Origin of the sequence: Marivita sp. S6314 (assembly GCF_023015985.1) — a bacterium.
Classification (GTDB): Bacteria; Pseudomonadota; Alphaproteobacteria; order Rhodobacterales; family Rhodobacteraceae; genus Marivita.
Window position 1 is genome coordinate 118,354 of record NZ_JALKAO010000003.1, and the last position, 12,541, is coordinate 130,894.

Annotated in this window: 11 protein-coding genes; 4 read left to right on the forward strand and 7 right to left on the reverse strand. The window is 58.3% G+C overall.

All coding sequences use genetic code 11. The features are described from left to right. Positions 1 to 19 precede the first annotated feature (19 nt). From galE to cysQ, 4 genes are all read right to left on the reverse strand, one after another. Positions 20 to 1,000 (reverse strand): UDP-glucose 4-epimerase GalE, encoded by a 981-nt coding sequence (gene galE / locus MWU54_RS09130; protein WP_247082405.1) that lies wholly within the window; start codon positions 998 to 1,000, stop codon positions 20 to 22. A gap of 3 nt (positions 1,001 to 1,003) precedes the next feature. After that, complete coding sequence (gene galU, locus MWU54_RS09135) at positions 1,004 to 1,894, reverse strand: UTP--glucose-1-phosphate uridylyltransferase GalU (protein WP_247082406.1); 891 nt, start codon at positions 1,892 to 1,894, stop codon at positions 1,004 to 1,006. Positions 1,895 to 1,991: 97 nt separating this feature from the next. Then, positions 1,992 to 3,254 carry a glycosyltransferase gene (locus tag MWU54_RS09140; RefSeq protein WP_348647636.1) on the reverse strand — a complete coding sequence of 421 codons (1,263 nt, stop codon included), beginning with the start codon at positions 3,252 to 3,254 and terminating at the stop codon, positions 1,992 to 1,994. Positions 3,255 to 3,261: 7 nt separating this feature from the next. Continuing rightward, positions 3,262 to 4,059, reverse strand: a complete 798-nt coding sequence (cysQ, locus tag MWU54_RS09145) for a 3'(2'),5'-bisphosphate nucleotidase CysQ (protein WP_247083984.1) — start codon at positions 4,057 to 4,059, stop codon at positions 3,262 to 3,264. A 124-nt stretch (positions 4,060 to 4,183) separates the two neighbouring features. Between cysQ and MWU54_RS09150 the strand changes: the two genes are divergently transcribed. After that, entirely contained in the window at positions 4,184 to 5,014 is an 831-nt protein-coding gene (locus MWU54_RS09150) for an ABC transporter permease (protein ID WP_247082408.1), read from the forward strand. On the opposite strand, the gene MWU54_RS09155 is transcribed toward MWU54_RS09150, so the two are convergent. Beyond that, the gene (locus MWU54_RS09155; protein WP_247082409.1) at positions 5,015 to 5,617 is read right to left on the reverse strand and encodes an alpha-ketoglutarate-dependent dioxygenase AlkB; all 603 of its coding nucleotides are present in this window, start codon (positions 5,615 to 5,617) and stop codon (positions 5,015 to 5,017) included. A 210-nt stretch (positions 5,618 to 5,827) separates the two neighbouring features. Here MWU54_RS09155 and dnaK point away from each other — a divergent pair, with 210 nt between their 5' ends. From dnaK to radC, 3 genes are all read left to right on the forward strand, one after another. Next, entirely contained in the window at positions 5,828 to 7,744 is a 1,917-nt protein-coding gene (gene dnaK, locus MWU54_RS09160) for a molecular chaperone DnaK (protein ID WP_247082410.1), read from the forward strand. A gap of 77 nt (positions 7,745 to 7,821) precedes the next feature. Further along, positions 7,822 to 8,964: a molecular chaperone DnaJ gene (dnaJ, locus tag MWU54_RS09165; RefSeq protein ID WP_247082411.1), complete on the forward strand. Its 1,143-nt coding sequence runs from the start codon at positions 7,822 to 7,824 to the stop codon at positions 8,962 to 8,964. A gap of 65 nt (positions 8,965 to 9,029) precedes the next feature. Beyond that, on the forward strand, positions 9,030 to 9,818 hold the full coding sequence (gene radC / locus MWU54_RS09170) for a DNA repair protein RadC (protein WP_247082412.1): 789 nt from the start codon (positions 9,030 to 9,032) through the stop codon (positions 9,816 to 9,818). 70 nt (positions 9,819 to 9,888) lie between these two features. On the opposite strand, the gene MWU54_RS09175 is transcribed toward radC, so the two are convergent. Both MWU54_RS09175 and MWU54_RS09180 read right to left on the reverse strand, forming a co-directional pair. Continuing rightward, positions 9,889 to 11,448 (reverse strand): phosphate ABC transporter substrate-binding/OmpA family protein, encoded by a 1,560-nt coding sequence (locus MWU54_RS09175; RefSeq protein ID WP_247082413.1) that lies wholly within the window; start codon positions 11,446 to 11,448, stop codon positions 9,889 to 9,891. Between the two features lie 24 nt (positions 11,449 to 11,472). Continuing rightward, complete coding sequence (locus MWU54_RS09180; RefSeq protein ID WP_247082421.1) at positions 11,473 to 12,441, reverse strand: translocase; 969 nt, start codon at positions 12,439 to 12,441, stop codon at positions 11,473 to 11,475. Between the last annotated feature and the right edge of the window lie 100 nt (positions 12,442 to 12,541).

Sequence of the window (12,541 nt, forward strand, 5' to 3'; positions counted from 1 at the left end):
AAGATGCGCCGGTGCGGGGCTATTTCCTGTAGTCAGCAACTTGATGCCAGCGCCACGCATCCTCGATCATCTGGGGCATGGTCGATTTCTGCGGAGTCCACTTTAGTTCGTCTTCTGCGCGTTTCGAACCGGACACCAGCTTGATCGCGTCGCCGGGGCGGCGGTCTCCAATCGCGGTTGGCACTTCACGGTTTGTCACCCGGTTCGCGGAGTGGATTACCTCGCGCACGGAAAAACCGGACCCGGTGCCAAGATTGAACGCCCGGCTGCCTTTGCCGTCTTTCAACCACTGCAATCCCAGAAGATGCGCATCCACCAGATCAGAGACGTGAACGTAGTCACGCACACATGTCCCGTCGGGTGTGGGGTAATCGGTGCCGTAGATCGTCACCTGGTCCCGTTCCCCGGCCACGGTATCAAGGACAATCGGGATCAGATGGGTTTCGGGCCGGTGAAATTCGCCCACCTCGGCATCCGGATCAGCACCTGCGACGTTGAAATAGCGGAAGATCACGTTTCTCAGGCCGTGGGTTGCTTCAAAGTCCTGAAGCATGCGTTCGACGGCTTGTTTTGACGCGCCATAGGCGTTGATCGGGTGTTGCGGTGTGTTTTCGTCCAGTATCACGTTGTCCTGATCGCCAAAGGTTGCGCAAGTCGAGGAAAACACCAGATCAAGGCAGTCGTGCTGCACGGCTGCTTCAAAAAGGTTCAGCGATCCCAGTACATTGTTGCGCCAGTAGAGCTCTGGCTTCGCCATGGCTTCATCAACCCTGCTGAGCGCTGCGAAATGCAGCACGGCGTCGGGTCTGTGTTCCGCAAACGCGCGTTCGATGCTGGATTTATCGGTCAGATCACCTTCGAAAAAGGGCCCGAACTGGACCGCATCGCGCCAGCCGGTTGACAGGTTGTCAAAGGTAATCGGCGTATGGCCTGTCTTCGACAATGCCTTACATGCATGCGACCCGATATAGCCCGCGCCGCCGGTCACAAGCACTTTCATGTTTTATTCTGCCGCGTTTTCGATTTGCATCACCGAGTCAAGAAAACCGCGCAAATCGTCTTTCAGATCGTCGCGCGCCAGCCCGAAGGCGACTGTTGCCTGCAGGAACCCTGCTTTGGAACCGCAATCAAACCGCTGTCCCCGGAACCGATATCCATAGACACCCGTCGCGTCGATTTCCTGTGCAATCGCGTCGGTCAGCTGGATTTCACCACCCGCACCGGTTTGCTTTTTGTTGAGGTTCCTCAGAACCGCAGGATCAAGGATATACCGCCCGATCACAGCCAGGTTCGAGGGCGCATCTTCGACATTTGGCTTTTCCACCATGCCCTTGACGGACACCATTGCGCCCATGTCATCTTTGACATCCAGGATACCATAGCTGGACGCCTTGTCGTAGGGCACTTCCATTGCGGCCACCATGTTGCCGCCGGTTTCCTCATAAGCCTCGACCATCTGCTGCAGGCATGGCTTTTCCGCAGAAATCACGTCATCCGGCAACATCACGGCAAAGGGTTCGTCCCCGATCAACCGGCGCGCACACCAGACCGCGTGCCCCAATCCCAGCGCCTTGTGCTGGCGCATATAGGCGATTGCGCCGCTTTCCATATTGGTCGACTTGAGGTCTTCCAGAATGTCGAGCTTGCCTTTTTTGCGCAGTTCCTGTTCCAGGATGGGCGACTGGTCAAAATAGTCCTCAAGCGCGCTTTTCCCGCGCGAGGTGATAAAGATAAATTCCTTGATCCCTGCGGCACGGGCTTCGTCAATCGCGTATTGCACCAAGGGTCTGTCGACCAGTGTCATGATTTCCTTGGGGACAGATTTGGTTGCGGGAAGAAACCGCGTGCCCAATCCTGCAACGGGAAAAACGGCTTTTGTTACTTTATTTCGCATGACTGCTCCTGACACGCCGCAACTGATTATTTCGGCAATCTATGCCACAGGTAAGCGTTCTTGAGTATGACATAAGTGAGGAATATCTGCGATCTTGTTAAAGAAGTTTCAATTTTCCCGCAATTTCTAGCCGATTTCTGGCGCGTATTCCGGCAAGCCGCTCAAGTGTGCGTCTGGCGCGGGACTGTCGCGTGGCCATCTGCACCAAAGGTTCGTGCCGCTGCTCTTTTCCGAAGATCCCACCTACGTGCCGCCAGTACCCGTCCATCGTAAATTCGACGTGGTGGAACAGTGAACTGGGCGAGTATTCAAGCACCGTGACCCGATCCCCACGTGAAACCCGCTGCGTCGCCACATTGCGCGCGGCGGTCCGAGACGCAAAGCCGGGCAACAGGCAAATATCCTTGGCAGAGGGCGCAAAAGCGGGCACGTCCATCGGGGGCGGGGCATCCTTGCGCAAACCCGCCTCTGCGTCCCGTTGCAGGCCTTCGGCGTAACCGTCCTCCAATTCGCGCAGCAGACGCAGCACGTCGTCCGGGGTAAGCGTTCCGATCTGCATATGCCACATGAGCCAGGATCGTCGTTCCGAAAAGAAACAGGCTTTTGCGTCGTGCCACTCTTCCGATTTGGCATGTTTGCGATGAAAAACAGCCGCCGATGCACCGATTTCAAACAGGCGGACAGGTGTGCGGGTCGTAGTCCTGTGTCGGCTCTTGGCGGTTGCATGATGCACAACAGCATTCGGGACATAGGCGGTGCCACCACCTTGCTGCGCGATACGACGGGTCAGGTCGGTTTCCTCAAGATAGAACGTAAACCGTTCATCAAACCCCTTGTGATCCCACAATGTGGTCCTGCGAAACGCCATATTGGTACCGTGTAATCGTGGGAGCCCGACCTGTGTGGGCGCGATCTGGGCAGGGGTGTCAGACGTCACCGATACCGGATGTGATCGCCCAAAGGCATCCGCAAGACTGGCGGCGTGCTGCACCGAAATCCCGTTCCGTCCAAGCGTCGTTCCCCCGGCCTGCACAATGTCGGGGCGGTCAAACGCAGACGCCAGATGCTGCAACCATGTCGGCTCTGGCACGGCGTCGTCGTCGATAAAGGCGAGGATGTCTCCGTTTGCGTGTGCGATACCCAGATTTCGGGCTTTCGAAATATTTGCCTCGTCGAAAGCAATAACCGACACCGGACGCCGCAGATCAAAGCTGCGCGCGGCTGATACTCCATCTCGACAGGCAACCACGCGTATCTCGAAACGTGGGTAGTCAAGCTGGTCAATCGCCATCAAGGTCCGTCTTAACCACCTTGGCCTATCCCGGCTGACGACGATGACGCTGAAGGAAAGCGGCGTCACGGCCGCGTCACACTTTGGTCAGGTCAATCCCGGGTGCGGTCGCCACGAAGAACGGATTGGCAAAGGTCGGCTTGCCATAGGCCAACGGCTTCAGATCATCTAGGCGCATGACCTGTCCGCCCGCCCCGTTCAGAACCGCGTGACCCGCTGCCGTGTCCCACTCCATCGTGCGCCCAAGACGCGGGTAGAAATCCGCTTCACCTGTCGCCACAAGGCAGAATTTGAGCGACGATCCGGCGCTTTTGCTGTCTTTGACGGAATACCGGTTGATATAGTCGTCGGTCGCCTGATCGCGGTGCGACTTGGACGCGACCACCATCAGCGCCGAAGCATCCGGTGTCGAGACATGGATCGACGACTGCGTGCCGGGAGTGTCCTTGTCGAACGGGCCAGCCTCTTCAACCGCCTGACCGTCACCCAGCGTGTAGAACAGACGATCCTTGGCTGGCGCATAGACCACGCCGCGCGTGGGGACACCTTTTTCGACAAGCGCGATATTCACCGTGAAATCGCCGCGCCGATGGATGAACTCCTTGGTCCCGTCCAACGGGTCCACGATCAGGAAATCGCGCACATCAAGGTTATGCGTCTCGGATTGTTCTTCCGTCACCAGAGCAATGTCCGGAAACGCAGATCGCAATCCTGCCGAAATCAACGCATCGGCGGCTTCATCCGCTTCGGTCACGGGGCTGCTGTCTGACTTCGACCGCACGTCAAAATCGTCGGATTGGTAAATTTCCATGATCCGATCGCCGGCCTCAAGCGCCAACCTGCGCAGTGTTTGCATCAGTGCATCATAATCCACGGCCATCGGTTTCTGCCTCGATTGATTTGAAAGGTCACGTCACTTATCATGACCTTAACGAAAGTCCGCAAGAACAGTCAGGTCAACTGACGTCAGAAATGCGGGCAGAGGCAAAGGCAAGACTATGTTCCAGAGTTCCGCGCCGAGAAATCGTGCGTCCTCGGCAGCCAATATCGCCGAGCTGATCTACCACAATACGGTGCGATCCGTCCGCAAGGCGCATGGAAACGCGTTTCTGTCGATTGTTGTCAGCGTCTTCCAGTCCCTGATGTTCGTGCTCTTTTTCTATGTGATGTTCTCGATCATGGGGATGAAGTCGCTGGCCTTGCGGGGGGACTTCGTGATCTTTCTGCTCACCGGCATTTTCCTGTTCATGACCCACAACAAGGCAGTTGGTGCCGTGCTGGGCAGCGAAGGCCCGACCTCGGCCATGATGCAGCACGCGCCGATGAACACGTTCATCTCGATTGTGTCCAGTATGTTGGGTGTTCTTTATATTCAGGTGATCGCCGTGGCCTCGATCTTGTTTATCTATGACGTAGCGATGAATCCCTATGTCCTGACCGAAGTCGTCGATCCGATGCCAGTGATCGGAATGCTGCTGCTGGCGTGGTTTTCCGGTGGGTGCATCGGTCTGGTGTTTTTGGCGCTCAAACCGTGGTTTCCCGGCTTTGTCACCTTCCTGTCTACCTTATACAAACGCGCCAACATGATCGCGTCGGGCAAAATGTTCGTCGCAAACGCCTTGCCCAGCTTCATGGTGGCGATGTTTGATTGGAACCCGCTGTTCCACACAATCGATCAAGCGCGGGGCTTTGCCTTTATCAATTACGTGCCACGCAATTCGAACTGGGAATATGTTGCCTACCTCTCGCTGGTCTGCCTGATGATCGGCCTCATGGGGGAATTCTACACCCGCAGGCGCGCCTCGGCATCGTGGTCGGCCCGGAACTGATCAGGTCACCACCCGCAACGTCAGATTGATGCGCCCACCATCGCGCAGCAAGGTTGAGCTGTTGGCTTTGATACGGTCGATTCCGTGATACGCGCGGCGGGCCGAATTGCGCATCACCACCACATCGCCTGAACGCAGCCAGACCGACTCTGTTGTCCCGCCACGTGTCGCGTTGCCCATGCGGAACAACGCGTCGTCCCCCAAAGAAACAGACAAAACGGGCTGAGAAAAATCCGCCTCGTCCTTGTCCTGATGCATACCCATTTTCGCGCCATCCGCGTACCAGTTGATCAGGCAGCATTCCGGGTCACGCGCATCCGGGGCCAAACGATGCCACAGATCCAGCAACATGTCCGGTATCGGGGGCCAGTCAACGCCGGACGGATGGCGCGGCTCATAACGATACCCCGACCGGTCACTGACCCAGCCAAAGGCACCTGCTGCACTCATGCGAACCGACATCGCCTTGCCGCGCGGCGTTGTTGGCTGAAACAAGGGGGCCGTTTGCAGGCAGGACCGCACCGCGTCCACCAGGTTCGATTGGGCGTCATGCGACAGGCAATCGGGATAAATGTCGAATTCGCGGATGGTGACAACGTTCATAGCGGACAGATAAATGCACAAACCCGGAAAGGCATACCGAATTTTCAGGAATTCTGGGTACCAGCGACGCTTGCAGGCGTCATGTCGCCTCCTTATATACCCACCGGACCTGCTGAACACGAAACTGTCAGCGGAACGTAATGCGGGGCGGGATGCCGAAATGGGTCTTCGTCTCGTGACATCGCCTTAAAATACGAAGGGATCGAAAACATGGCCAAAGTAATTGGTATTGACCTCGGAACAACAAACAGCTGCGTCGCTATCATGGACGGCTCGCAGCCTCGCGTGATCGAAAACGCCGAAGGCGCGCGCACAACCCCATCCATTGTCGCGTTCACAGATGATGAACGCCTTGTTGGCCAGCCAGCCAAGCGTCAGGCGGTCACCAACCCGGAAAACACCGTCTTTGGTGTGAAGCGCCTGATCGGCCGTCGCAACGATGACCCGGCACTTGCCAAAGACCGCAAGAACATGCCGTTCAACGTCATCGACGGTGGCAATGGCGACGCGTGGGTGGAAGCCAAGGGTGAGAAATACTCCCCAAGCCAACTCTCTGCGTTCATCCTGCAAAAGATGAAAGAGACCGCCGAATCCTATCTCGGCGAAGACGTCACGCAAGCGGTCATCACCGTGCCGGCGTATTTCAACGACGCCCAGCGTCAGGCGACCAAAGACGCCGGCAAGATTGCCGGTCTCGAAGTCCTGCGTATCATCAACGAACCGACAGCCGCCGCGTTGGCTTACGGTCTCGACAAGAAAGAATCCCGCACCATCGCGGTCTATGACCTTGGCGGCGGTACGTTTGACGTGACCATCCTCGAAATCGACGATGGTCTGTTCGAAGTCAAATCCACCAACGGTGACACGTTCCTGGGTGGTGAAGACTTTGACATGCGCATCGTCAACTACCTGGCCGACGAATTCAAAAAAGAGAACGGCGTCGACCTGACCAAGGACAAGATGGCGCTGCAGCGTCTCAAGGAAGCGGCGGAGAAAGCAAAGATCGAGCTGTCCTCCTCCAGCCAGACAGAGATCAACCAGCCGTTCATCTCCATGGACGGAAAAACCGGCCAGCCGCTGCACCTCGTGCTCAAGCTGACCCGTGCCAAGCTCGAAAGCCTTGTCGGTGACCTGATCAAGGCGTCGCTCAAGCCGTGCCAGGCCGCGTTGAAAGACGCCGGTCTCAGCACCTCTGACATTGATGAGGTTGTCCTTGTCGGTGGTATGACCCGCATGCCGAAAGTCACAGAAGAAGTGACCAAGTTCTTCGGCAAAGAGCCGCACAAAGGTGTAAACCCGGACGAAGTGGTTGCCATGGGTGCCGCCATTCAGGCGGGTGTTCTGCAGGGTGACGTGAAAGACGTTGTTCTTCTGGACGTGACACCGCTGTCCTTGGGGATCGAAACCCTTGGTGGTGTCTTCACACGCCTGATCGACCGCAACACCACGATCCCGACGAAGAAAAGCCAGATCTTCTCGACAGCCGAAGACAACCAGAACGCCGTGACGATCCGCGTGTTCCAGGGTGAACGCGAGATGGCGGCCGACAACAAGATGCTTGGTCAGTTCAACCTCGAAGACATCCCGCCAGCACCGCGCGGCATGCCACAGATCGAAGTGACGTTCGACATCGACGCCAACGGCATCGTGTCCGTGTCCGCCAAGGACAAAGGCACCGGCAAAGAGCAGAACATCACGATCCAGGCCTCTGGGGGTCTGTCGGATGAGGACATCGAGAAGATGGTCCAGGATGCCGAGGCCAACGCCGAGTCCGATAAGGAACGCCGCGAAATGGTCGAAGCGCGCAACCAGGCGGAAAGCCTGATCCATTCGACAGAAAAGTCGGTGGAAGAGCATTCGGACAAGGTCGATCCGACCACCGTGGAAGCCATCGAATTGGCCATTGCAGCACTCAAGGACGATCTGGAAGACGAAAAGTCGACCGCCGACAAGATCAAGTCGGGCATCCAGAACGTGACCGAAGCCGCAATGAAGCTGGGTGAGGCGATCTACAAGGCCCAGGCCGAAGAGGGCGAAGAAGCCCCGGCAGCCGCCGATGAACCCAGCGACGACGACACCATCGTCGACGCCGACTTCGAAGATCTCGACGACAACAAGCGCGCCTAAGCTTGCTCAGGCGGAACCAATAAGAGGCCGGTCCGGACACCGGGCCGGCCTCTGACGTTCCGTAAAAGGAGGGCATAATGTCCAAACGTGACTACTATGATGTGCTCGGCCTGAAGAAAGGCGCGTCTCCGGACGAGATCAAGAAAGCCTATCGCAGCAAAGCCAAAGAGCTTCACCCCGATCGCAATGCCGACAATCCCAACGCCGAAGAACAGTTCAAGGAAGCCAACGAGGCTTACGAGGTTCTCAAGGATGCTGAGAAGAAAGCGGCGTATGACCGGTTTGGTCACGCAGCGTTCGAAGGCGGCATGGGCAACGGAGGCCGTCCGGGTGCTGGCGGGCAAGGCGATTTTGCAAGCGCTTTCTCGGACGTGTTCGACGATCTCTTCGGCGATTTCATGGGCGGGCAGCGTGGCGGTGGACGGCAGCGCGCATCGCGCGGTGCGGATCTGCGCTACAACCTGCGCGTGACGCTCGAAGACGCCTATGCGGGCATGCAGAAAACCATTGAAGTGCCGACATCGGTGCAATGTGGCGAATGCAGCGGCTCGGGTGCCGAAGGCGGGGCAGAACCCACAACTTGCCCGACCTGTTCGGGCATGGGCAAGGTCCGCGCGACCCAGGGCTTCTTTACCGTGGAACGTACCTGCCCGACCTGTTCGGGTCTTGGTCAGACGATCAAGAACCCCTGCAAAGGTTGCGGTGGCGCAGGCCGGGTCCAGAAAGATCGGGCGCTGTCGGTGAACATCCCCAAAGGTGTGGAAACCGGCACCCGCATTCGGCTGGCAGGCGAAGGCGAAGCCGGTCTGCGTGGCGGGCCTCCGGGCGATCTCTACATCTTTATCGATGTGGCACAGCACGATCTGTTCGAACGCGATGGCCCACATCTGCATTGCCGTGTGCCTGTCTCGATGACGGTTGCGGCCTTGGGCGGCAATATCGAAGTGCCCACGATTGATGGTGGGCGCAGCCGCGTGTCGATCCCGCAAGGAAGCCAATCGGGCCGCCAGATGCGCCTGCGTGGCAAAGGCATGCCCACACTGCGCGGGAACGGGCAGGGCGACATGTTCATCGAACTGGCCGTGGAAACACCGGTGAACCTGACATCGCGCCAGAAGGAACTCCTGCGGGAGTTCGAGGACCTGAGCGAAGACAACAACCCGGAATCCAAAAGCTTTTTCAAATCGGTAAAAGGCTTCTGGGATTCCATGAAGGGCTGACGCCGACGGCCCCCATAGTGGGGCCGTTAGCATTTTCTTAAGCGTGGCTGGGCAATTCTGTGCCCATGTCTCGCGCACGTCCCGCACAGCTATCATTGTTCGAAGCGGCCGCACCTCCGCCGCGCAAGACCGGTGCAACTGGTGGCGCGGCCCCGGCTGACACCCCCAAACGCAAACGGGTGCCGTCTTATCTCAAGGATCACCGCAAGCGCCTGCGCAATCGGTTTCTTGTGGGCGGCGCGGACCCGATGCCGGATTATGAACTCCTGGAATTGCTGCTGTTCCGATCGCTGAGAAACGGCGACGTCAAACCCACCGCGCGTCTGCTGATCGACACCTTCGGGGATTTCAACGCGGTGCTGGCGGCCCCCATCGACCGCTTGCAAGGGGTTGCGGGAATTGGCCCGGAAACCGCGTTTGACCTCAAACTGATCGAGGCTTCTGCCCACCGGATGACCCAGACAAAGCTGCTGCAACGCGATGTGATCTCAAGCTGGTCGGCGTTGCTCAACTACTGCCGTGCCAGCATGGCGCACCGCGATACCGAACATTTCCGCATCTTCTTTCTTGATCGCAAGAACGTCCTGATTGCCGATGAAATGCAGGCCAAAGGCACCGTCGATCACGTCCCCGTCTACCCCCGCGAAATCATCAAACGTGCGCTTGATCTCAATGCGTCTGCGCTGATTCTTGTCCACAACCATCCATCCGGCGACCCAACCCCGTCACAGGCCGACATCACGATGACCCATGACATTGTCACCGCCTGCGATGCCGTCGGCATCACCGTACATGATCACCTGATCATCGGAAAATCGCGCGAAACCAGCCTGAAATCCGAAGGGTACCTGTAGGCCGGGCATATGCACGGCACTCTGCCAAATCGAAATGCGCAGACCCTGCAACACCGAACCTCTGTCTACTTTAGCGCACCCACACCTCGACCCTCCGGTTGACCTGCCGCCCCCAACTCGTGTCGTCGCAGGCCATGGGCATCGCCTCTCCGAATGCGTCCGTGGACAACACCACTTGCGACAGGTTCGACGCTTCAAGCGCACCTTCAATCGCCTGTTTCACGGCTTTCGCGCGGTCCTGCGCAATCTGAAGGTTGCCGCCCGCCGGTCCGACCCCATCAGAAAACCCTACAAAAATCAGGTGCCTGCCGTCATAGACACCGGCCTCCACCGCCCGTGCCAATTGCTGCACATTCGACCGCGATTGTGCGTCCAGACGTGCCTGGCCGGGCTCAAACCGAAACGAGGTCGACAACCGGCGCAGTGGCGACAACGTGTCCACCAGACGCTTCAAGTCATTGAGCCCGACATCCCCCTCTGCCACGGAAACCGCATTTGCCAACCGGTCGCCTTGTGCGTTGAGCGTGATCTCTTCCGGGGCCTGATCCACGAATCCTGCCCGCCGCGTGATGATCTGTGCCGGTCCCGTTCGGGTGTAGGTCAGAAACTCGCGGGCAAGTTTCGGCAACCGCCGTGCAGGCACGTACAAGAACATCGGCGCGGTCAGCGGGTAATCCTCTGTCTTGATTGTCAGCCGATTGGCCCGCAGCGAAAATCCGCATGTGCCAGTCAGCGCCAACGCCTTGCTGTTTCCGATCTCGGAAAAGCTCGCCACTCCCAACCCCAGTTGATCCCGCGTCACCGCATTGGCCAGCGCGGTATTCGTCGGGTGACGCACCACAGTTTCAATCAGGTCAACATTGCCCCGCCGCAACACGCGGTCTTCCACTGCCTGCGCAATCCCGGATTGGGCATCCCGCATGTGCACCGAAATCGGCGCGTCCGGGCCGCCCAATGTCCGCCAATTGTCGATATCACCGGACAGAATGCGCGCCAGATCCGAGACCGAGATCGCCGACACCGGGTTCGTCGGTGACACGATCACTGTCATCGCGTCCAGCGCAAGAACCCGGCTGCGGTTCACATCGTCCAGCTTGCCCAGCCCGGCCTCTTCTGCCAGCGCAAGCTCTCCGGACCGGATCTCGCGCAACGCCATGACCAGATCGGCCTCATCCGCCAGCAGGTCGGCGAACCCTTCATCGGTGCTTGAGACCCGAAACCCAAACCGCGCAACCACTTTTCCTGTGTCCACCGAGGTCAGTTCATAGCTGAAATGGGTGTCGTCCTGCGTGATGCGGCGCGCGGATAACCCGTTTTGGAGCGCAAACCCTTCCACAAGCGCGGGCATGAGCACGTCGCCGATGGTGGAGGATCCCGAGATTGAAATATCGGCAACGTAATCGATCAGGGACGGGCATCCCGGCCCCTCGCACAGCACACCAGACCCATCGACGGTCAGTTCCCCGTATTGCGTGTCAACGCGGTAGAACTGGCCGTCAAAGCCCAGCAATGTCCCGGACACTTCAATGGCCCCGTCACGCGACCGCAGGGTCACGTCCTCGGCGACCGACGCAACCGGCATCAGGAAAAGGAAAAGTGCGGCCCAGAGTGCCGCACAAACATGTTTCATCGATCGCGCCTTTGAACCGCCCGCTTATTTTGCGGCGATTGTCAGGTCTTCAACGATATTTTTCAACATCAAGAAATCGCCCACGGTGTCACAGCCCGGAACATCAATGGTCAGCTCTTTCGCTGTCAGCTCTTTACCGTCGCGGATTTCCAGCGTTTGTGCCTCCACGCGGGTATCGCAATTGCTGGCCTGGATCTCTGCCTCAACGGTCAGCGCCACTGTGCCTTCATTCTGAGTCATTCCGCTTGGAAACGTATAGACCTCGGCCAGCAACGCCTCTGGTGCGTCAGAAGACCCAAGCTTGGTCAGGAAACCACCGTCCCCCGTGGCCGCACGACTTGGGTCCGCCTCGGCTCCATGCCAGATGTGACCTTCTGAAAAATACTGCGCATCGAATTCGCGCGCATGAAGCTGAAGCCCTGCATCGCCGCGCCACTGTAAAACGACACGGTCGTAAAAGGGGACTGTCGGCACGGTGGCATGCGCGACGGCACCCGATCCGTCCAGAAAAGACGCAATGACCAAAGCGTTTTCAACAAGCGCCGGAATCTGGAGCGACAACGTCCCATCCGGTTGCACCAATTCGGTGAACATCAGCCCATTGTGATGCAGCGTCACGCGTTCGCTGCCATGGCACGGCGCAACAAGTTCTAACGAGATCATCGCCCCGGCGGCTGTCTCTGCCGTAAGATCGACGTCGCATGTGAACCCGGTGCTTTCGGGCGCTTGCGGGATTGTGACCGGTCCGGCTTCGAACGAGCGGACAGGATTGCTCACAACCGAAGCAGGCAGGGACATGATTGGCAGGTCCTGCGGCAGATCGGATTTCGGCGTGGACGACACTTCCTGTACATCCGAAACCATCAGCGGCGTCTGCACGACAGAGGCGTTGGTCGACGGACCTGAAAACGGCCCGTACTGCATCATCGCGCCGATGCAAAGCGCGGCTCCGACGGTGCCTGCGGCGATAAAAATGGATGTATTGCGTTCCATGGCAGAAGCCCCAATGCGTGTGCTGCACAGGACGTTCTGCCTTGGAATCTGGGTGTGCCTAGGGCGCGGGTTAGGTTAATTTACGACGGCTTTGTGGCAA

Coding starts and splice junctions, on each gene's coding strand:
- galE (WP_247082405.1), bottom strand. CDS start 1,000: ATGAAAGTGCTTGTGACCGGCGGCGCGGGCTATATCGGGTCGCATGCA.
- galU (WP_247082406.1), bottom strand. CDS start 1,894: ATGCGAAATAAAGTAACAAAAGCCGTTTTTCCCGTTGCAGGATTGGGC.
- MWU54_RS09150 (WP_247082408.1), top strand. CDS start 4,184: ATGTTCCAGAGTTCCGCGCCGAGAAATCGTGCGTCCTCGGCAGCCAAT.
- MWU54_RS09155 (WP_247082409.1), bottom strand. CDS start 5,617: ATGAACGTTGTCACCATCCGCGAATTCGACATTTATCCCGATTGCCTG.
- dnaK (WP_247082410.1), top strand. CDS start 5,828: ATGGCCAAAGTAATTGGTATTGACCTCGGAACAACAAACAGCTGCGTC.
- dnaJ (WP_247082411.1), top strand. CDS start 7,822: ATGTCCAAACGTGACTACTATGATGTGCTCGGCCTGAAGAAAGGCGCG.
- radC (WP_247082412.1), top strand. CDS start 9,030: ATGTCTCGCGCACGTCCCGCACAGCTATCATTGTTCGAAGCGGCCGCA.
- MWU54_RS09175 (WP_247082413.1), bottom strand. CDS start 11,448: ATGAAACATGTTTGTGCGGCACTCTGGGCCGCACTTTTCCTTTTCCTG.
- MWU54_RS09180 (WP_247082421.1), bottom strand. CDS start 12,441: ATGGAACGCAATACATCCATTTTTATCGCCGCAGGCACCGTCGGAGCC.